The 18,677-nt window shown below is 64.8% G+C and carries 20 protein-coding genes, 1 pseudogene and 2 riboswitches; of the genes and pseudogenes, 15 read left to right on the forward strand and 6 right to left on the reverse strand.

Going from position 1 to position 18,677, the window contains the following annotated elements:
• The first annotated feature begins 15 nt into the window (after positions 1-15).
• Complete coding sequence (gene folP / locus JI59_RS02485) at positions 16-1,125, forward strand: dihydropteroate synthase (RefSeq protein WP_007015023.1); 1,110 nt, start codon at positions 16-18, stop codon at positions 1,123-1,125.
• Positions 1,126-1,156: 31 nt separating this feature from the next.
• On the opposite strand, the gene JI59_RS02490 is transcribed toward folP, so the two are convergent.
• Both JI59_RS02490 and JI59_RS02495 read right to left on the reverse strand, forming a co-directional pair.
• On the reverse strand, positions 1,157-1,912 hold the full coding sequence (locus JI59_RS02490) for an SDR family NAD(P)-dependent oxidoreductase (protein ID WP_038575405.1): 756 nt from the start codon (positions 1,910-1,912) through the stop codon (positions 1,157-1,159).
• A 129-nt stretch (positions 1,913-2,041) separates the two neighbouring features.
• A complete protein-coding gene (locus JI59_RS02495) occupies positions 2,042-3,466 on the reverse strand; it encodes a sigma-54-dependent transcriptional regulator (RefSeq protein WP_007015025.1) in 1,425 nt (474 codons plus the stop codon).
• Positions 3,467-3,680: 214 nt separating this feature from the next.
• On the opposite strand from JI59_RS02495, the gene JI59_RS25945 reads away from it, so the two are divergent.
• From JI59_RS25945 to JI59_RS02550, 12 genes and pseudogenes are all read left to right on the forward strand, one after another.
• Positions 3,681-3,803, forward strand: coding sequence for an aa3-type cytochrome c oxidase subunit IV (locus JI59_RS25945; RefSeq protein ID WP_007015026.1), 123 nt, complete (start codon positions 3,681-3,683; stop codon positions 3,801-3,803).
• Between the two features lie 7 nt (positions 3,804-3,810).
• On the forward strand, positions 3,811-4,944 hold the full coding sequence (locus JI59_RS02500; RefSeq protein WP_007015027.1) for a Re/Si-specific NAD(P)(+) transhydrogenase subunit alpha: 1,134 nt from the start codon (positions 3,811-3,813) through the stop codon (positions 4,942-4,944).
• A 14-nt stretch (positions 4,945-4,958) separates the two neighbouring features.
• The gene (locus JI59_RS02505) at positions 4,959-5,264 is read left to right on the forward strand and encodes an NAD(P) transhydrogenase subunit alpha part 2 (protein WP_007015028.1); all 306 of its coding nucleotides are present in this window, start codon (positions 4,959-4,961) and stop codon (positions 5,262-5,264) included.
• Positions 5,264-6,688, forward strand: coding sequence for an NAD(P)(+) transhydrogenase (Re/Si-specific) subunit beta (locus JI59_RS02510; RefSeq protein WP_007015029.1), 1,425 nt, complete (start codon positions 5,264-5,266; stop codon positions 6,686-6,688). The genes JI59_RS02505 and JI59_RS02510 overlap by 1 nt, the downstream gene beginning before the upstream one ends.
• A 19-nt stretch (positions 6,689-6,707) precedes the next feature.
• Positions 6,708-7,022: a hypothetical protein gene (locus JI59_RS02515; RefSeq protein WP_203226077.1), complete on the forward strand. Its 315-nt coding sequence runs from the start codon at positions 6,708-6,710 to the stop codon at positions 7,020-7,022.
• 50 nt (positions 7,023-7,072) lie between these two features.
• On the forward strand, positions 7,073-8,233 hold the full coding sequence (locus JI59_RS02520; RefSeq protein WP_038575406.1) for a deoxyguanosinetriphosphate triphosphohydrolase: 1,161 nt from the start codon (positions 7,073-7,075) through the stop codon (positions 8,231-8,233).
• Positions 8,226-8,948 carry an NAD(P)H-binding protein gene (locus JI59_RS02525; protein ID WP_007015032.1) on the forward strand — a complete coding sequence of 241 codons (723 nt, stop codon included), beginning with the start codon at positions 8,226-8,228 and terminating at the stop codon, positions 8,946-8,948. Before JI59_RS02520 ends, JI59_RS02525 begins: the two co-directional genes overlap by 8 nt.
• A gap of 63 nt (positions 8,949-9,011) precedes the next feature.
• Positions 9,012-9,124, forward strand: a riboswitch (glycine riboswitch).
• A riboswitch (glycine riboswitch) is annotated at positions 9,125-9,246 on the forward strand.
• A gap of 48 nt (positions 9,247-9,294) precedes the next feature.
• Positions 9,295-10,439 (forward strand): annotated as a pseudogene (gcvT, locus tag JI59_RS02530) (glycine cleavage system aminomethyltransferase GcvT).
• Between the two features lie 13 nt (positions 10,440-10,452).
• Positions 10,453-10,824, forward strand: coding sequence for a glycine cleavage system protein GcvH (gene gcvH / locus JI59_RS02535; RefSeq protein ID WP_007015034.1), 372 nt, complete (start codon positions 10,453-10,455; stop codon positions 10,822-10,824).
• Positions 10,825-10,855: 31 nt separating this feature from the next.
• Positions 10,856-12,226: an aminomethyl-transferring glycine dehydrogenase subunit GcvPA gene (gene gcvPA / locus JI59_RS02540; RefSeq protein ID WP_007015035.1), complete on the forward strand. Its 1,371-nt coding sequence runs from the start codon at positions 10,856-10,858 to the stop codon at positions 12,224-12,226.
• Positions 12,223-13,827 (forward strand): aminomethyl-transferring glycine dehydrogenase subunit GcvPB, encoded by a 1,605-nt coding sequence (gene gcvPB / locus JI59_RS02545; RefSeq protein WP_007015036.1) that lies wholly within the window; start codon positions 12,223-12,225, stop codon positions 13,825-13,827. Before gcvPA ends, gcvPB begins: the two co-directional genes overlap by 4 nt.
• A gap of 24 nt (positions 13,828-13,851) precedes the next feature.
• Positions 13,852-14,856, forward strand: coding sequence for a bile acid:sodium symporter family protein (locus JI59_RS02550; protein ID WP_007015037.1), 1,005 nt, complete (start codon positions 13,852-13,854; stop codon positions 14,854-14,856).
• Positions 14,857-14,860: 4 nt separating this feature from the next.
• Here JI59_RS02550 and JI59_RS27235 read toward each other — a convergent pair whose 3' ends face one another.
• From JI59_RS27235 to JI59_RS02560, 3 genes are all read right to left on the reverse strand, one after another.
• A complete protein-coding gene (locus JI59_RS27235; protein ID WP_081474068.1) occupies positions 14,861-14,989 on the reverse strand; it encodes an entericidin A/B family lipoprotein in 129 nt (42 codons plus the stop codon).
• Between the two features lie 167 nt (positions 14,990-15,156).
• The gene (locus JI59_RS02555) at positions 15,157-15,288 is read right to left on the reverse strand and encodes an entericidin A/B family lipoprotein (protein WP_007015039.1); all 132 of its coding nucleotides are present in this window, start codon (positions 15,286-15,288) and stop codon (positions 15,157-15,159) included.
• A gap of 68 nt (positions 15,289-15,356) precedes the next feature.
• Positions 15,357-16,298 (reverse strand): DMT family transporter, encoded by a 942-nt coding sequence (locus JI59_RS02560; protein ID WP_038575409.1) that lies wholly within the window; start codon positions 16,296-16,298, stop codon positions 15,357-15,359.
• A gap of 45 nt (positions 16,299-16,343) precedes the next feature.
• Here JI59_RS02560 and JI59_RS02565 point away from each other — a divergent pair, with 45 nt between their 5' ends.
• On the forward strand, positions 16,344-16,553 hold the full coding sequence (locus JI59_RS02565) for a hypothetical protein (RefSeq protein ID WP_007015041.1): 210 nt from the start codon (positions 16,344-16,346) through the stop codon (positions 16,551-16,553).
• Positions 16,554-16,624: 71 nt separating this feature from the next.
• Here the strand turns inward: JI59_RS02565 and JI59_RS02570 are convergent, their stop codons facing one another.
• Entirely contained in the window at positions 16,625-18,151 is a 1,527-nt protein-coding gene (locus JI59_RS02570; RefSeq protein WP_085997518.1) for a TadA family conjugal transfer-associated ATPase, read from the reverse strand.
• Between the two features lie 191 nt (positions 18,152-18,342).
• Here JI59_RS02570 and JI59_RS27520 point away from each other — a divergent pair, with 191 nt between their 5' ends.
• Complete coding sequence (locus JI59_RS27520; RefSeq protein WP_081474069.1) at positions 18,343-18,621, forward strand: HNH endonuclease; 279 nt, start codon at positions 18,343-18,345, stop codon at positions 18,619-18,621.
• Positions 18,622-18,677 lie beyond the last annotated feature (56 nt).

Genomic DNA, 18,677 nt, shown 5'->3' on the forward strand with positions numbered 1-18,677 from the left:
GGCTAAGGGGGCGGCATGACCAAGCAACTCTACATCCGCCCCATTGCTCTTGCCGACAACCCGCAGAGCGAGGAAGGCGAGGCCGTCCGGCTGGGCGGCTCGATGGTCTGGGCCAGCCGCTTTGCGGTCATCGTGCGTGAGAGCGGCAAGCTCCTCTCGCGCACCCGCGCTTCGGTTGCCGAGATGCCCGGCGTCATGGCGCAGCTCCCCGCCGAGCTGGGCGCGCAGGCCGAGACGCAGTGGGCGAACCTGCGCAAGGTCCATGCGCCGCTGCAGTGCGGCCAGCGCACGATCCGGCTCGATCAACCGCAGGTCATGGGCATTCTCAACGTCACACCGGACAGTTTCTCGGACGGCGGCGAGTTCATGGACAAGCCCGAGATCGCCCTGGACCACGCCTCGGCTATGCTCGAGGCCGGGGCGGCGATCATCGATGTGGGCGGTGAGTCCACCCGGCCCGGCGCTGCCGCAGTCTGGGAAGGCGACGAGATCAAGCGCGTGGTCCCGATGGTCGAGCGACTGTCGGCAATGGGCGCGGCGATCAGCGTCGACACCCGCCGACCCGCAGTGTGGGACGCCAGCCATGAAGCCGGCGCGCATATCTTCAACGATGTTTCGGCGCTGCGCTACGATCCGCGCAGCCTTGATCTTGCCGCCAGTTCCGGCGCGCCGGTGGTGCTCATGCACGCTCCCGGCAACGGCGAAGATCTCCACGCGAACGGCGATTATGCCGATGTCGTTCTCGACGTCTTCGACTGGCTTGGCGATGCCCGCGACAGGGCGGTTGCCGCAGGGATCGCGGCGGAGAAGATCCTGCTCGATCCGGGTATCGGCTTCGGCAAGACCCTGGCCGAGAACCTTGCGCTGATGAATGCCCTGCCGCTGTACCACGGGCTCGGCCAACCGCTGCTGCTGGGTGCGAGCCGCAAGCGCATGATCGGCGCGCTGTCGAACGAAGCGCCGGCGCATGAGCGGCTTGGCGGTTCATTGACCCTTGCACTCAAGGCACTGGACGCCGGAGTGCAGGTCCTTCGCGTGCACGATGTGCGCGAGACGGTTCAGGCGGCGCGCGTCTGGCGGGGCCTGCGCGATGCAGCGCTGACGGATTTCTCGCAGCTCGCTTGAGCCGCTCCAGCGGCGAGGCACCAGACCTGGCCTAAAGACTGTACCCGCCATCGCTTACCAGCACGGCCCCGGTAATCGTCGCTGCCGCATCCGACAGGAGAAACGCGATCTGTTCGGCGATTTCCTCGCTCCGCGCGAAGCGGCCGAGCGGGGTGGCCACTTCGCCCATCGCGGCAATCGCCGCTGCGCGGCTGCCATGCTGCTTCACGAAGTCGTCGAACATTGGCACTTGGTCCCAGATGGGCGTATCGACCCCGCCGGGCGCAATGGCGTTGACGCGGATCGCCCTGGCGGCGCCTTCCCTGGCTGCAACTTTGGCGAGCTGGATGACGCCGGCCTTGCTCGCGCCATAGGCGGCGGTTCCCGGCTCGGCCTTGATGCCGCTTACCGAGGCGGTGAGGACAATGCTTCCACCAGCGGCCCGCATTGCCCGCATGGCGCAGCGCAGCGAAAGGAACATGCCATCCAGATTGGTCGAGAGGACATTGCGCCAGTCCGCGAGGTCGAGATCGACGATAGGGGCGCTGTCGGCTCGTCCGGCATTGAGGATGGCGCAGTCGAGCCGGTCGATGCCTGCCGCCACCTCGCCCCACAAATCAGGATCGGCGACATCGCCGTGATGCCGGAGTGTCTCGCAATCGGCGCAAAGCGCAGCGAGGGCCCGCTCGTCCTTGTCGACGAGGATCAGGCGGGACACGCCTTGCGCGCAAAGGTGGCGGGCGCACGCAGCGCCGATACCGGATGCCGCGCCGGTGATGAGCGCGGTCTTGCCTTCGAAACGGGGCATGGAATTTCCTTCAGATGACATGGTCCGCACGGCACAAATGCCGCGTCGCAGGGGAACAGTCCGCCGGGGCGGTGTCACTGGACCAAGTCAGGAAACTCCTTGAATGCGTGATCCGGGAATATGGCCCGCTCAGGCGGCGTTGTCGATTCCGAGTTCGCTGAGCTTGCGATAGAGCGTGGACCTGCCGATGCCGAGCCGCCTGGCGACTTCGGTCATGCGTCCACGATAGTGCCCGATGGCGAGACGGATCACGTCGGCCTCGATGTCTTCCAGCGGTCGCAGGTTGCCGTCGGGGGTGTAGAGCATGACCCCGGAGCTTTCCTGCATCGGGTTCCCGGCCACTGTGGATGGACCTGTGCCCAGTATGTTGAGAAGCTGTGGAAAATCTTCCGATGTCAATGCGTCGCCGTCGCAAAACACCGCCGCGCGGAACAGCACGGCCTGAAGCTGGCGGACGTTGCCCGGCCAGTCGTAGGCGGCCAGAAGCGACAGTGCGCCGTCGGTGATGCCCAGTTCGCGCAGGCCCGGCTGCTCGCCGATTCGGGCGAGGAAGAAGCGGGTGAGGGCGGGAATGTCGCCGGTCCGCTCGCGCAGCGGCGGTAATTCGACCTTTGTCGGCGAGAGGATTTCGAGCAGTTCGGGCAGGAAGTGGCCCTGGCTGACGAGGTCCTGAAGCGGCAGGTTGCTTGCAGCGATGATGCGCACGTCGATGCGGAAGGAGTGCTGTGCGCCGATCGGCCGCACATCGTGGCGGCGCAGCGATTCCAGCAGGCGTTCCTGCACCGAGAGCGGGAGGCGGTCGACTTCGTCAATCGCCAGCGTGGCCCCGTCGCAATGCTGCAGTGCACCGATCTGGCGGTCGAACGCGCCGGGGAAGGCGCCCTTCTCATGGCCGAACAGGGCCGATTCCACCGAGTTTCCGGCGAGGCCCGCGATATTGACGATACGCAGCGGCATTTTTGCGCGCGGGCTGGCTGCGTGCATGGCGCGGATAAGCAGTTCCTTGCCGGATCCGCTTTCGCCCTCGATCAGGACATGGCCGTGTCCGCGTGCGGCCTTGGCGGCGACAGCCAGCGCCTTGCGGAAGTTGGGCGAAGCGCCGATCATCGATTCGAAATCGGGATTGGACGGCATCTTCTCGGTCAGCGGCGCCAGTTCGTCGCGCGGCGTTTCGCGGGTCGTGGCCGAGCGCAGCGCATGCATGAGCCGGTCGGGCGCGACTGGTTTGACGAGATAATCCGTGGCGCCTGCGCGCATGGCTTCCACCGCGAGGAGCGGGGAAGTGCTGGCGGTCAGCATCAGGATCGGCAGGGCCGGACGGCGCGATTTCAGCTCGGAAATGAGCGAGCAGGCATCGTCGCCCGGAACCCACTGGTCCAGGATGATGGCCGAAAGCTGCATGCCCTGGCGCGTGCCCAGCGTGGCGATAGCGGTTTCCGCATCGCGAGCGATGATCGTGCGCCAGCCTTCGCGTCCGGCGAGGGCCGAGATCAATCGGCTTTGCGCCGGCTCATCGTCGATAAGCATGAGTAGGCGCTGTTCGAGATCCGCCATTTGCCCGCCTTGTACCAAGCCCTTGCTGTGTGTTGCGAAAGTCTTAGGGCAATCAGGTAAAGACGGTATTAAGCGTGAACTGTCTCATTGCGGGCCGCCTGAGGCGCCCTTGGCAGAAGTTTCAGGTCGGTTCGCTTCGTGCTTGAGTGCAGTGCAGCATGCAGCTAGAGCTAGCGCCAGTAATCACAAGAACCAATACTTGGGGAACGATATCATGGCTTCGGGCAACGACATGCGCGCTGCGCAGGAAACCTACAACAGCTTCATCAAGGCGGCCACCTGGGGAACCGGGATCTGCATCGCCGTCGTGGCGGTCGTCGTCAGCCTGATCGCCTGATCTGACTGTGCCACAGAGCCAGCGGATCGCGGTCCTCAAAGAGACCGCGAAGGAGGAGACGCGTGTCTCGGCATCGCCCGAGACCGTTAAAAAGCTCGTGGCTCTCGGCGCCGAAGTGGCGGTCGAGTCCGGTGCGGGCGCTGTGGCCAGTTTTTCCGACGAGGAGTACAGGAATGCCGGGGCGCAAGTCGGCCCGGCATCTGAAGTGCTGTCCGGCGCGGACATCATTTTCGGTGTCCAGGGCCCCGAACCGGCTGCGCTTTCGGGCGTCAAGCTGGGCGCATGGGTCGTTGCCATCATGGATCCGTTCGGTCAGCGCGAGCGTATCGAGGCCTATGCAGCGGCAGGACTCGAAGCGCTGTCGATGGAATTCATGCCGCGCATTACCCGCGCGCAGTCGATGGACGTCCTGTCCTCGCAGTCGAACCTCGCCGGGTACAAGGCGGTGATTGCCGCTGCCGATACCTACGGCCGCGCGTTCCCGATGATGATGACGGCAGCCGGCACGGTCAGCGCAGCCAAGGTCTTCATCATGGGCGTGGGCGTTGCCGGACTGCAGGCGATCGCCACCGCGCGTCGTCTCGGCGCGCAGGTTTCGGCAACCGACGTGCGTGCGGCGACCAGGGAGCAGATCATGTCGCTGGGGGCCAAGCCGATCTTCGTCGAGAACGTCGCCGGGATCGAGGGCGAGGGCACCGGCGGCTATGCTACCGAGATGTCGGAGGAATACCAGAAGGCGCAGGCCGAGCTGGTATCCGGCCACATCGCCAAGCAGGATATCGTCGTGACGACCGCGCTCATCCCGGGACGGGCCGCGCCGCGGCTGATTACCGATGCGCAGATCGCGACGATGAAGCCGGGCAGCGTCATCTTCGACCTCGCCGTCGCGCAAGGCGGCAACGTCGAGGGTTCGGTGCCCGATCAGATCGTCGAAAAGCATGGCGTGAAGATCATGGGCTATTCCAATACGCCCGCGCACCTGCCTGCCGATGCCTCCGCGCTCTACGCCCGCAACCTGTTCAATTTCCTCTCGGCCTTCTGGGACAAGGAGCAGGGACGGCCCGTGCTCGACGAGGAAATCGGCGACGCGATCCGCCTGACGCAGGGTGGCAAGGTCGTCAATCCACGCCTACTGGCCTGAGGAGGGCCACGACGATGGACTTCATTTCGATCCTTTCGATCTTCGTAATGGCCTGCTTCGTGGGTTACTACGTCGTCTGGTCGGTTACCCCGGCCCTGCATACGCCGCTGATGGCGGTGACCAATGCCATTTCCTCCGTGATCGTCGTCGGCGCGCTGGTCGCCAGCGCCGCCGCGGGAAGCCCGCTGGCCAAGTGGCTGGGTCTGGGCGCGGTCGTGCTTGCCAGCGTCAATATCTTCGGTGGCTTCGCTGTGACTGAACGCATGCTGGCCATGTACAAGAAGAAGGACAAGCCGGCAGCAAAGGGGGATAGCAAGTAATGGAAGCCCATGCGGTAAACCCGTGGGTGGCCGTCGCCTATCTCGTTGCAGGCGTCTGCTTCATCCTGGCCCTTCGCGGGCTTTCCTCGCCGGCAACGTCCCGCCGGGGCAATCGCTATGGCATGTTCGGCATGCTCATCGCCGTCGTCACGACGCTGATGACGCACGATATCGCCAGCCTGCCCGAGATCGTGGGCGCCATTGTCATTGGCGGCGGCGTCGGCTTCGTCATTGCCCGGCGCATCCAGATGACGGCGATGCCGCAGCTCGTTGCGGCGTTCCACTCGCTTGTCGGCCTGGCCGCCGTGCTCGTGGCCGTGGCGGCTTTCCTCAACCCGGGCGCTTTCGACATTCTCGGCGATGACGGCAATATCCTGACCGTCAGCCGCATCGAGATGGCGCTGGGCGCTGCCATCGGCGCGATCACCTTCTCCGGTTCGGTGATCGCCTTTGCCAAGCTCAACGGGAACATGTCGGGCGCGCCGATCATGCTGCCCGCTCGTCATGTCATCAATCTGGGCACGCTGGTGCTCATCCTCGTGCTGACGGCGCTGTTCACCAACTCCGGGCAGGCAGGCCCGGGCGAGAACGTGCTGTTCTGGATCGTCGTTGCCCTGTCGTTCGCGATCGGCTTCCTGCTGATCATCCCGATCGGCGGCGCGGACATGCCGGTGGTAGTTTCGATGCTCAACTCGTACTCGGGCTGGGCCGCGGCGGCGATGGGCTTCACGCTGCACAACACCGCGATGATCATCACCGGTGCGCTCGTGGGTTCCTCGGGTGCGATCCTCTCCTACATCATGTGCAAGGCGATGAACCGCAGCTTCATCTCGGTGATCGCAGGCGGCTTCGGTGCCGATACCGGCGGCGCGGGAGAGGGCGGCGCCAAGGAGCAGCGTCCGTGGAAACGCGGCTCGGCCGAGGACGCGGCCTTCCTGATGAAGGAAGCCGAGAACGTCATCATCATCCCGGGTTACGGCATGGCCGTGGCCCAGGCCCAGCATGCCCTGCGCGAGATGGGCGACCTGCTCAAGGAACATGGCGTCAACGTGAAGTACGCGATTCACCCGGTTGCCGGGCGCATGCCGGGCCACATGAACGTCCTGCTTGCCGAAGCCAGCGTCCCTTACGATGAGGTTTTCGAACTCGAGGACATCAACAGCGAGTTCGCGCAGGCCGACGTGGCCTTCATCATCGGCGCCAACGACGTCGTCAATCCGGCGGCCAAGACCGACAAGTCCTCGCCGATCTACGGCATGCCGGTGTTCGACGTCGACAAGGCCAAGACGATCTTCTTCATCAAGCGCTCGATGGGCGGACAGGGCTATGCGGGCGTCGACAACGACGTCTTCTACATGGACCAGACCATGATGCTGCTCGCCGACGCGAAGAAGATGGTCGAAGAGATCGTCAAGGCCCTCTAGGCCCGGCTATCCGGTCATGATGAAAATGGTGAAGCGGGCGCTGATGCTCGTCGGCATTCTGGCCCTGCTGGCAGTGTCCGCTCACCTTTACGCAGGCTGGCGCGTCCGCGCGGCCTTGCTCGACGCAGGGATGTCGGCCCGGGTGTCGACCTGCATGGCCAGGCGCATGGTCCGGCAACTGAGCTTCGTGCAATTGCTGAAGCTGCAGGCCCTCGAAGGCGACAAGCCGACCCCGGGCGCCTGGCTGCGGGCGCTGCGCGAGGTGGACGACCCGAAGGTCATTTTGGTCACGACGGCCTCGGCGGCCTTGTGCAAGGTGGGGATTGCTCGCTAGGGCGGCGCAGACGATCCAGTTCCGACAGCCGATCCGGGAAAGACCTGCGCTTGACCCTAGCCCCCTATGCTTCGAACCCAGCCCGTTCGCGCGGACGCGAATTTCCGATGGAAAATGCCGTGGCCCGAGGTCCGCGAAGTGCATACCAGCGCGACCGCGACCGGATCATCCATTCGATCGCTTTTCGCCGCCTGCGCTACAAGACCCAGGTCTTCATCGCGCCTGACGGGGACCATTACCGGGTTCGCCTGACCCACAGCCTCGAGGTTGCGCAGATCGCACGCGTGATCGCCCGTACGCTCGGCCTCGACGAGGACCTGACCGAGGCGCTGGCTCTGGCGCATGACATCGGCCATCCGCCTTTCGGCCATGCCGGGGAGGAGGCGCTCGACAGTGCGCTCCACAAGGCCGGCGGCTTCGATCACAATGCCCATTGCCTGCGCACGCTGATGCGCATCGACAGCCCCTATTGCGAGCATGACGGGCTCAACCTCACCTGGGAGACGCTCGAAGGGCTGGCCAAGCACAATGGACCGGTGACCGCTCCCAACTGGGCCCTGAGCGAACTTGACGCCGCCTATGGGCTGGAACTTGGCACTTACGCCTCGCTGGAGGCCCAGGTCGCCGCGCTTTCCGACGACATCGCCTATGACAACCACGATATCGACGACGGCCTGCGGGCGGGCTTTCTCGATCTCGACGAACTGCTCGCCCATCCCTTCGTGGCCGAACACTGGGGCGAAGTCGAAAGGCGCTATCCCGGTGTGCCGCGCGAACGGCAGCTTGCCGAGCTGATCCGCAGCCAGATCGGTTTCATGGTCAACGACCTGATTGCGGAGACGCAGCAGCGCCTTGTCGGCGTGGGCAGCGTCGATGAAGTGCGCGGCGCGGATCGCCCGCTCGGCGCCTTCTCGCCCGAACTGGCCGAGGCCGAGCGTGGCTTCAAGCGCTTCATGTACGACAAGCTCTATTACCATCCCGAGCAGATCGAGACCGCGCGCCGTGCGCGTGCGGTGCTGGCGGAGTTGTACTCCGCCTATTCGCAGCAGCCGGTGCTGATGGAGGAAAGCTGGATCGATACGATGCCGCGGCACGAGCCCGAGCGCAGTCGTCACATCGCCGACTACATCGCCGGCATGACCGACCGCTACGCGATTACCTGCCACGCGCAGATCTACGGGCGCACGCCTGAGGGGCTGCGCAATGTCTGACCTGTTCGATGTGCTGAAACGGGGCGAGGAGCCTTCGCTTCCGGCACATCGCATTTGCCTCGTCGGGGCAAGCGGCCTGATCGGTACGGCGGTCCTGGACGAAAGCGTGGGACGCTCCGACATGCGCGTCGTCAGCGTCGCCCGCCGCGAATTTGCGCTGCCTCGCGGCGCGCGTACCGAAGTTCTCGTGGGATTGCCGGATGACTGGTCTGCGCTGATCGGCGCTGCCCGCGCCGATGTGCTCGTCTGCGCACTGGGCACGACGATCAGGGCTGCCGGCAGCCAGGCGGCTTTCCGGGCGGTGGATCACGATCTCGTCGTCGAAGTTGCGCAGGCGGCGCGCATGGCGGGCATCGAGCACATGATCGCCGTATCGTCAGTCGGCGCCGACCGGGCGAGCCGCAATTTCTACCTGCGCACCAAGGGAGAGACGGAAGAGGACCTGGGCAAGCTGGGGTTTCGCCGACTCGACATCCTGCGTCCGGGCCTGCTGCGCGGGCCCCGGGCCGAGAAACGCAAGCTGGAAGGGCTTGGGCAGGCGATCGCGCCGGTGGCAGACCTGCTCGTCATGCACGGCAAGTTGCGCAAGTATCGTTCCGTGCGCGGATCCACCGTGGCGCGGACCGTTTTTGCGCTGGTGCGGGAAAAGGCGCAGGGCCGCTTCGTCCACGACTATGATTCGATGCAAAGGGCCTTGCGGCGGGCCGGGGAATAATACTGCATCGCAGCGTGAGGGGCGTTGACTCGCACGTGCCCCTCAATCAAGGGTGATTTCGTCGCTGACAGCGCGGGAGAGACCTGCCGATTCGGCCCCCGAAAGGGATCGGAACGGCAGGCGCCGAAGGAGCAACCGCCCCGGAATCTCTCAGGCAAAAGGACCGCGCCAGTCGATAGTGACGCTCTGGAAAGTGCCCCGTCCATTTCGGATGTGGCCGCCGAAGGTGTAAGCCCGGATACCCTGCTGCAGGGTGGCCGGGGCAAAGCTCTCAGGCTTCCGTGACAGAGGGGGCACCTGAAAACGGTGTGCCATTGCTGTGCGGAGCTATGCCTTGAGCGAATTAGTGAATCCCCAAGACGAACAGGACCTCGAGCCGGTCGAGCCCTTGCTGTTGCCGCTCGACGCGTGGCATCGCGAGAAGGGCGGGCGCATGGTCGAGTTCGCCGGCTACATGATGCCCGTCCAGTACGAAGGGATCATGGCCGAACACCTCTGGACCCGCGAGAGCGCCGGACTGTTCGACGTCAGTCACATGGGCCAGCTCTACATTTGCCCCGCCGAAGATGCGCAGGTGGATCTCGACGCGGCGCTTGAAGCAGCGCTGCCGATCGACCTTTCGACCCTGAAGACAGGATCGGTGCGCTATTCGCTCCTGCTCGACGATGAGGGCGGCATTCTCGACGACCTCATGGTCACCCGCTGGGAGACGGGCTTCTATCTCGTCGTCAATGGCGCCACCAAGTGGGACGACATCGGTTCCTTGCGCGAACTTCTGCCTGACGAAGTGACGCTCAACCACCTCGACGACAGCGCATTGCTGGCGCTGCAGGGACCCAAGGCCTTCGCGGCGCTGGAACGTCACGCCAAGGGCGACACGCCGCTTTCGGCGCTCACCTTCATGAAGGGGCCAGCTTCACGCTGGGCGGTGTCGATGCCTGGATCAGCCGTTCCGGCTACACTGGCGAGGACGGTTTCGAGATCTCCATTCCCGGCAAGGATGCCGCCCGGGTGGCAGACCTGCTTTGCGGCGAACCGGAAGTGAAACCGATCGGTCTTGGCGCGCGCGATTCCCTGCGTCTCGAAGCAGGGCTGCCGCTCTACGGCCATGACATGTCGCCCGATCACGGCGCGGTCGAGGCCGGGCTGATCTTCGGCGTCAACAAGCGCCGCCGCAGCGAAGGCGGCTTCCCCGGCGCCGCGCGCGTCCAGCGCGACCTCGCGCAAGGAACCGCCCGCAAGCGCATTGGCCTGTCCCTCGAAGGCCGACAGGCAGCACGCGAAGGCGCCATGGTCCTTGCCGGCGATCTCGAAGTCGGCGTGGTGACTTCTGGCGGTTTCTCGCCCTCGCTGCAGCACCCGATCGCCATGGCCTACGTCGATGCGGCCCACGCCGCCGACGGTACGGCCCTTTCCATTGAAATCCGAGGCAAGCGGCTCGACGCCAAGGTCGTGCCCATGCCCTTCGTCCAACATCGCTACCATCGCTGAGGAGCTTGCCCAGATGACCCGTTATTTCACCGAAGACCACGAATGGATCGAAGTCGAGGGCGACACCGGCACGGTCGGGATCACCGACTATGCGCAGGGCCAGCTTGGCGACATCACTTTCGTTGAACTGCCGGACGCCGGCGCGACCGTCGCCAAGGGCGATTCCGTTTCGGTCGTCGATTCCGTGAAGGCCGCTTCGGACGTCTACACGCCGGTTTCGGGCACCGTTTCCGATGCCAATGGCGCGCTCGCCGATGAGCCGGAACTGGTCAACACCGATGCCGAAAAGGGTGGCTGGCTGTTCCGCATCACCCTGTCCGATCCTGCCGAACTCGAAGGTCTCATGGATGAGACCGCGTACAAGGCATTTGTCGAAACCCTCTGATTCTCCATTGAATCGTACGGAGTAACGCCCCTTGCGCTACCTGCCCCTGACCGATGCCGATCGCGCCGCCATGCTGGACGTGATCGGCGCCGCCTCGGTCGACGATCTCTTCATCGACGTGCCATCCGAGGCGCGGCTTTCCGGCCCGGTCGAGGGGCTGCCCATGCATGCTAGCGAAATGGCCGTGGAACGGCACATGAGCGCGCTGGCGGGCAAGAACCTCAGCGCAGGATCGGCGCCGTTCTTCCTCGGGGCAGGGGCCTATCGCCACCATGTGCCGGCTTCTGTCGACCACATCATCCAGCGCGGTGAGTTCCTGACGGCCTATACGCCGTACCAGCCGGAGATCGCGCAAGGCACGTTGCAGGTGCTCTTCGAGTTCCAGACCCAGGTCGCGCGCCTGTTCGGGACCGACATCGCCAATGCCTCGATGTACGACGGTTCGACCGCGTGCTGGGAGGCGATCCTGATGGCGGCGCGCATCACCCGCAAGGACCGGGCGATCCTCTCTGGTGGCCTGCACCCGCATTATGGCGAAGTCGTGCGCACCATGGCGAAGTTCACCGAGGACGAGATCGCCTCGCTCGCTTGCGAACTCACGCGTGAGCCCGACGATGCGGCGGTGATCGCGGCGATCGACGAGAAGACCTCGTGCGTCGTCGTGCAGTATCCCGATATCCTGGGCCGAATTCCGGATCTGGCAGCGATTTCCGAAGCCGCCCACGCCAAGGGCGCGCTGGTCGTTGCCGTGGTGACCGAACCGGTCGCGCTGGGCATGATAGAGGCGCCGGGCAATCTCGGTGCGGACATCGTCGTGGGCGAAGGCCAGTCGCTGGGCGTCGGCTTGCAGTTCGGCGGGCCTTACCTCGGCCTGTTCGGCTGCCGCGAGAAATTCGTGCGACAGATGCCGGGCCGTCTTTGTGGCGAGACCGTCGATGCCGAGGGCAAGCGCGGCTTTGTGCTGACGCTCTCAACCCGCGAGCAGCACATTCGCCGGGAGAAGGCGACCAGCAATATCTGCACGAATTCCGGGCTTTGCGCCCTGGCCTTCAGTATTCACCTGACCCTGCTGGGTGGGAATGGCCTGGCCCAGCTGGCAGCAGTGAACCATGACCGCACGCAGGCGGCGGTGGAGCGCCTGACGCAGATCCCCGGCGTCTCGCTGCTCAACGATGCCTATTTCAACGAGGTCACATTGGTACTGCCCGGCGATGCGCGCGAAGCGGTGCGCGAACTGGCCGACCGCAAGGTGCTTGGCGGCGTTTCGCTCGGCCGCCTGTTCCCCGCGCAGGAAGACCTGCACAAGGGCCTGCTGGTCGCGGCGACCGAGACGACCACCGATGAAGATATCGAGACGCTTGCCACCGAACTGGCGGCCGTCCTGGAAGGAGTGCCGGCATGAGCGGCGTGAATGCGGCGGGCTGGCGTCCGACCATGGGCGAGGCGGGTGAAGCCTCGGAGAAATTCGTAACCTCCAGCGGCGATTACGGGCTGATGCTCGAGGAGCCGCTGAGCTTCGAACTGGGCGCGGAAGGCAAGTGCGGCGTCGATATCGACACGCCCGATCGCGCGCCCGCGGCGGGACTGTCGAAGTTCCTGCGCAAGGCCGCGCCGGACCTGCCGGGCCTGACGGAGCCGGAAACGGTGCGTCACTACACGCGCCTGTCGCGCCAGAACTACGCCATCGACCTCGGGCCGTTCCCGCTCGGGTCGTGCACGATGAAGCACAACCCGCGTCTCAACGAAAAGATGGCACGTCTGCCGGGCTTTGCCGACGTTCACCCGCTGCAGCCGCAGAAGTCGGTCGAAGGTGCGCTCGAAGTGATCGAGCAGCTTGCCGACTGGCTCATTACGCTGACCGGCATGGCCTCGGTGGCGATGAGCCCCAAAGCCGGTGCGCATGGCGAGCTGTGCGGCCTGCTGTGCATTCGCGCCGCGCTCGATGCGCGCGGCGAGAAGCGCGACATCGTGCTCGTTCCGGAAAGCGCTCACGGCACGAACCCGGCGACGGCGGCTTTCGCCGGCTTCAAGGTGCAGTCGATCCCGGCAACGCCCGCGGGGCGCGTCGATCTTGAGGCGCTCAAGGCGAAGCTCGGGCCCAATGTGGCGGGGGTGATGATCACCAACCCGAACACCTGCGGCCTGTTCGAGCCCGACATGAAGGCGATTGCCGATGCCGTCCACGAGGCGGGCGGATACGTCTATTGCGACGGCGCGAACTTCAACGCGATCGTCGGCAAGGTGCGCCCGGGCGACCTCGGCGTCGATGCCATGCACATCAACCTGCACAAGACCTTCTCAACCCCGCACGGCGGCGGCGGTCCGGGTGCCGGTCCGGTGGTTCTGTCCGCGGCGCTGGCGCCCTTCGCGCCGCTGCCGTTCGTAACCCGCGGTCCTGACGGGGGCATCCACCTCGTCGAAGAAGAAAACCGGGGCGAGGGCCATGGCCGCGCATTCGGGCGCATGGTCGCCTTCCACGGCCAGATGGGCATGTTCACACGCGCGCTGACTTACATCCTCAGCCACGGCGCCGACGGCCTGCGCCAGGTAGCCGAGGATGCGGTGCTCAATGCCAATTACGTCCTGCGTTCCTGCGAGGACCTGCTGCCCGCGCCATTCGCCAAGAGCGGCCCGTGCATGCACGAGGCGCTGTTCAGCGATGCGGGGCTTGCCGATGGCTTCTCGACGCTCGACATCGCCAAGGGCCTGATCGACGAAGGTTTCCACCCGATGACGGTCTACTTCCCGCTGGTGGTCAGGGGCGCGATGCTGGTCGAGCCTACCGAAACCGAGAGCAAGGCCGGTCTCGACCGCTTCATCGCTTCGCTGCGCAGTCTGGCTAAGCGGGCGAAGGCGGGCGATGAAAGCCTGCACTCCGCACCGCATTTCGCGCCGCGTCGCCGTCTTGACGAGACGCAGGCAGCGCGTAAGCCGGTCCTCGTGTGGCAGGGGGTACCCGGCGAACCGGGCAAACCTTCGCTGAGCGAGATTGGCGGGAGCTGACCCGCCCGAGGGGGGAGTGAACAGATGATGGATCGGGTGACGAGGCTTTTCGCCTTGTGGACCGTGCTGGGCGTAACCTGGGCGTGGTTCGTGCCCGATCACTTCATCTGGGTTGCCGACGGGCGTTTTGCGCCTTTCGGCCAGCCGCTGATCAGCGTCATGCTCGGCGTGATCATGCTGGGCATGGGCCTTACCCTGAGCTTCGACGATTTTCGCAGGGTTCTCGCCCTGCCGTCGCAGGTTCTGGCGGGAGCCGTGCTGCAGTTCACGATCATGCCGCTGGCGGGGTTCGCGATCGCCTGGGCCTTTGGGCTGGAGGCAGGGCTTGCCGTCGGCCTCATCCTCGTGGCCTGCTGCCCCGGGGGCACTGCGTCCAATGTCGTGTGCTACCTTGCCCGCGCCAACGTCGCGCTATCGGTATCGTTGACGATGGTGTCGACGCTCGTCGCCATCGTCATGACGCCGCTGCTTACGGGCTGGCTGGCCGGGGTCTTCATCGAAATCGATCGCTGGAACCTCTTTCGCGGCATGGTCACCGTTGTGCTCCTGCCAGTGATCGTCGGGGTGTTGATGAACCGCTATCTGCCCCGGCTGACGAAATCGGTCAGCTCTGTTTCACCCGTGGTCTCTGTGCTGTTCGTGGTCCTGATCGTGTCGGCCATCATCGCCCAGTCGAAAGCCCTGATCGAGGCGCACGCGAACATTCTGCTGGCGGCCGTTTTCACGCTCCACGCCGCCGGGTTCGGCCTTGGCTATGGCTTGAGCAGGATGCTGGGCCTCGGCGAAGCCTCGGCGCGCACGATAAGTGTGGAAGTCGGAATGCAGAACAGCGGGCTGGGGGCGAGTCTTGCGTCGACGCCTGCTTTCACGCGGCAGTTCGCCAATCCGATGCAGGCGGCGCTGGCGCCTGTCCCGGCAGCCATATCCGCCGTTCTGCACGTGCTGATCGGCAGTTTCCTGGCCTCGCTATGGAGCCGCAGGCCAGGACAAGGTGCGCATGTCGCGCCAGGAGCGGCTGCCGAGGCGTAAAGCCTCAGGTAGCCTTGTCGACCGTGTTCGCGGCGGATTCGAGATCCTGACCGACGCCGCGGACGGTGTTGCAGGCGGCCGCGCCAAGGACGATGCTTCCTGCGAGAAGGGTAAGTACGAGCTTCCTGATCATTTCTGTTTCCTGTTGAGCGGGCATGCCTTCCGGTCGTCCGGAACCCGCTGAATCAGGATTTAGGCAGTACTGCCAAGGAAAGGAAGATCTCACGTGTCTTCGTGAACGCGCGAACGGTGCCTGCAGACCTGTCCGCAGGTGCCGCTCGCGAATTGCACGGCTTTGCGTCAGTTGATCGCTTCGTCGCCGGCCTGACCGACCGATTCGATGTCCCGGCCGGCACCCTTCACGGTGTTGCAGGCAGTGGCAGTGAACAGGATGCCGCTAGCGGCGAGAGCGAGAACGAGTTTCTTGACCATCGGTATTTCCCTTTCAGCATTCAAGCGATCCCGGGCCCGGGTTGATGAAGGGAACTCCCGGCGAGCGTTCATGTTCCCCGGGACCTTGGCGATGCTTCTTCGATGGACCCTTCGTCGAGAGCCGAAGTGGGAGAGATGTTGCGCGCAAGGAAGTGCTCGCGCCACGTGATGATGATCCCTGCGGTGATGATGATGGGGGCGCCGAGCCAGGTCATGGCCGGCGGCAGGTCCGAGAAGACCAGCCAGCCCCACGCCGTGGACCAGATGAGCGAGGTGTAGTCCATCACCACGACAGTCGCGACCTGCCCGACGCGCAGCGATGCCGCGATCAGGAACTGCGCCAGCGTGCCGCTGGCTCCGATGGCGATGAGCAGCAGCCAGATGCCCGGTTCATGCGGCCGCGCGTAGAAGGGCAAGAGAATGGCGGTGAACAGTGCGCCGAACAATGAGAACCAGAAGACGCAGGCAATCGGTGCATCGGTACGCGCCAGATCGCGGATCTGGAAGCTGACGGTGGCGACGATGATGCCCGCCCCGATCCCGAAAAGCAGGCCGAGCAGGGGTATGTCGCTCTGGCCGGGCTGGGCGATGATGAGCACCCCTGCAAATCCCAGAGCCACCGCAGTCCAGCGCCACTTGCCCACAGTCTGGTGCAGGACGAGGGCGGTGATCAGCACTGCGAACAGGGGGGCGGTGAAGCCCAGCGTGGTCGCGATCGGCAGCGGCAGGAGCACTGCGGCGCCGACATTGCAGACCAGGCCTACGGTGCCGACAACGGCGCGGCCCGCATGAGCCTTGATGCGCCGGGTCGCGAGCAGGCCGATGCGGTCGGTTGCAAGCAGCCAGGCGAACAGGATGGGTACGCTCATGGCCTGGCGCCAGAAAATCAGTTCGGGCATGGAGACGCCGTGTTGGCCAGCGTACTTCACAAGCATGAACATCGTCGAAAGCATGACCATGGCGCCAACGCGCAGCCCGATGGCCAATAGGGGATGTTCAGCGTGGTGCACGGATCATCGCTTTAACTGGCAGCCGCATCAAGGCAAGGGCAGTCCATGAATGATTCGTTGCGTTTCCTTGCAACTGCGGGCGCAGTTGCCGCATTCATCGCCGCTGTCGCATGGATCGGCGACCGGCGACGGATGAAGCGGCGCAATCTCGACCGTGTGGGCTTCATGCCGTGGACCACGATCTTCTTCTGGTCGTTGCTGGCCGCCATACTGCTTCTAGGAATTTCGGGCAGGGCCTGGCTCGGCGGGAACTAGGCTCATGCGAAACGGCCCCACTCTGCGTTAGAGCGAGGCCGCATCGATACGTCCAACTTGCGTTCGGCTTGTCAGAGACAGGCTTCCAGATAGGCCTGGTCGAAGCCGAACTGGCGCGCCTTTTCCAGCGTATAGGGGCGCAGGCCGGATGCGCGGAACTCGCCCAGGATCTTGCCGTCCTCGGTTTCGTCCAGATACTCGAACTTGAAGAGTTCCTGGGTGACGATGACGTCGCCTTCCATACCGATCACCTCGGTGATGTTGGTGGTGCGGCGCGAACCGTCGCGCAGGCGCTTCACCTGAACGATCAGGTCCACCGATTCGGCGATCTGGCGGCTGATGGCTTCCTTCGGGATCTTGATGTCGCCCATCAGGATCATGTTTTCCATACGGCCAAGGCATTCGCGCGGAGAGTTCGCGTGGAGCGTACACATCGAGCCGTCGTGGCCGGTATTCATGGCGGCGAGCAGGTCGAAGCACTCGGCGCCGCGAATTTCGCCCAGGATGATGCGGTCAGGTCGCATACGCAGGGCGTTCTTGACCAGATCGCCGATAGTGATCGCGCCCTGGCCTTCCAGGTTCGGCGGGCGGGTTTCGAGCGGCAGCCAGTGAGGCTGCTGCAGGCGAAGTTCGGCTGCGTCCTCGATGGTCAGAACGCGCTCGCCCGGATCGATCATCTTTGACAGCGCGTTCAGCATCGTCGTCTTGCCCGAGCCGGTGCCGCCCGAGATGACCACGTTCATCCGGCAGGCGCCGGCGATCTTGAGGGCGGTCGCCATCTTCTCGCTCATCGAACCGAAGTCCTTGAGCATGTCGATGGTGATGGGCTTCTCGGAGAACTTGCGGATCGAGATGGCGGTGCCGCGCAGCGAGAGCGGTGGCACGATAACGTTGACGCGGCTGCCGTCCTTGAGGCGGGCGTCGGCCAGCGGGGTGGTCTGGTCGACGCGGCGGCCGACCTGGTTGACGATGCGCTGGGCGATCTGGAACAAGTGCTGCTCGTCGCGGAACTTGGTCTGCGCGAGCTGCAGCTTGCCATTCTTTTCGATGTAGGTCTGGTTCGGACCGTTGACCATGATGTCCGAGACGTCGGGGTCGTTCAGCAGTTCTTCGAGCGGACCAAAGCCGAGCAGCTCGTCGATCAGAACCTTTTCCAGCGCGAACTGCTCGCGGCGGTTGAAGGTGATCTTCAGTTCGGCGAGCACTTCGATGATGATCGGGCGGAATTCTTCCGACAGCTCGTCCTTGGTCAGCGTCGCTGCCGCCTCGGGATCGACGCGCTCGAGCAGGCGCGGAAGGACCTGTTCCTTGATCTTGTGGATCGAGGCTTCGAAGCCGTTCTGCTCGACCTGTTCGTGGACGGCATTGGCGCGGTCGGCGAGCCGCGACATTGCATCTTCGCGCATCGGCGGGACCGAGGGGCCTGCGCCCGGCAGTGGCGGAAACTGGTCGCCGCCCGGCACGGGCGCACCGCCGTGTGCCGGAGGAGGGGCCTTTTCCGCTGCCGAACCGCCCTTGATGGGCTTGGCCACGCCGAAGGCAGGACGGGCTCCCTGGCCCATGCCACCAATACCGTTCCGCCGCCCGAATGCGCTCATGAAACTTCCAACCCTGCCAGCGCCCGCATCATTGTTGCGGGCCTAATCCCTTGCGATGGGTTCGAAGATTAAGGTTGAAACTTTGATAACTTCCTAATGGTGGGAAAATCGATTGCGCGCCCGCGCGTAACTGCGGTCAGGCCCGATCCTGCCCTTGGCACGAAGGGAGGTAGAGCGTTAGACTGACCTCGATGGCTTCGGATCCGCTTCAGTGCTGGCTGTGTGCTCGCCCTCTGGGACGGCGCGTGGAATGGCACCATCCCGTACCCAGGAGCCGCGGCGGTAGGGAGACCGTGCCGGTTCATCCGATCTGCCACCGCACTATCCACGCAACATTCAGCAATGTCGAACTCGCCCGCCATGGGCACGATGGTGAGGCGCTTCGATCGTCTCCCGCGATAGCGAGGTTCGTCTTGTGGGTAGCGCGCAAGCACCCGGACTTTCACGCGCCGACCGCCCGCAAGCGCTGACGGGCGGGGCGCCAGCCCGCAACTCACAACGAAAAAGGGGCGCCGCCGATTGTCGG

It is taken from the genome of Novosphingobium pentaromativorans US6-1, from assembly GCF_000767465.1.
GTDB classification, from domain to species: domain Bacteria; phylum Pseudomonadota; class Alphaproteobacteria; order Sphingomonadales; family Sphingomonadaceae; genus Novosphingobium; species Novosphingobium pentaromativorans.

Coding starts and splice junctions, on each gene's coding strand:
- folP (WP_007015023.1), top strand. CDS start 16: ATGACCAAGCAACTCTACATCCGCCCCATTGCTCTTGCCGACAACCCG.
- JI59_RS02490 (WP_038575405.1), bottom strand. CDS start 1,912: ATGCCCCGTTTCGAAGGCAAGACCGCGCTCATCACCGGCGCGGCATCC.
- JI59_RS02495 (WP_007015025.1), bottom strand. CDS start 3,466: ATGGCGGATCTCGAACAGCGCCTACTCATGCTTATCGACGATGAGCCG.
- JI59_RS25945 (WP_007015026.1), top strand. CDS start 3,681: ATGGCTTCGGGCAACGACATGCGCGCTGCGCAGGAAACCTACAACAGC.
- JI59_RS02505 (WP_007015028.1), top strand. CDS start 4,959: ATGGACTTCATTTCGATCCTTTCGATCTTCGTAATGGCCTGCTTCGTG.
- JI59_RS02510 (WP_007015029.1), top strand. CDS start 5,264: ATGGAAGCCCATGCGGTAAACCCGTGGGTGGCCGTCGCCTATCTCGTT.
- JI59_RS02515 (WP_203226077.1), top strand. CDS start 6,708: ATGAAAATGGTGAAGCGGGCGCTGATGCTCGTCGGCATTCTGGCCCTG.
- JI59_RS02525 (WP_007015032.1), top strand. CDS start 8,226: ATGTCTGACCTGTTCGATGTGCTGAAACGGGGCGAGGAGCCTTCGCTT.
- gcvH (WP_007015034.1), top strand. CDS start 10,453: ATGACCCGTTATTTCACCGAAGACCACGAATGGATCGAAGTCGAGGGC.
- gcvPB (WP_007015036.1), top strand. CDS start 12,223: ATGAGCGGCGTGAATGCGGCGGGCTGGCGTCCGACCATGGGCGAGGCG.
- JI59_RS02550 (WP_007015037.1), top strand. CDS start 13,852: ATGATGGATCGGGTGACGAGGCTTTTCGCCTTGTGGACCGTGCTGGGC.
- JI59_RS27235 (WP_081474068.1), bottom strand. CDS start 14,989: ATGATCAGGAAGCTCGTACTTACCCTTCTCGCAGGAAGCATCGTCCTT.
- JI59_RS02555 (WP_007015039.1), bottom strand. CDS start 15,288: ATGGTCAAGAAACTCGTTCTCGCTCTCGCCGCTAGCGGCATCCTGTTC.
- JI59_RS02565 (WP_007015041.1), top strand. CDS start 16,344: ATGAATGATTCGTTGCGTTTCCTTGCAACTGCGGGCGCAGTTGCCGCA.
- JI59_RS02570 (WP_085997518.1), bottom strand. CDS start 18,151: ATGAGCGCATTCGGGCGGCGGAACGGTATTGGTGGCATGGGCCAGGGA.
- JI59_RS27520 (WP_081474069.1), top strand. CDS start 18,343: ATGGCTTCGGATCCGCTTCAGTGCTGGCTGTGTGCTCGCCCTCTGGGA.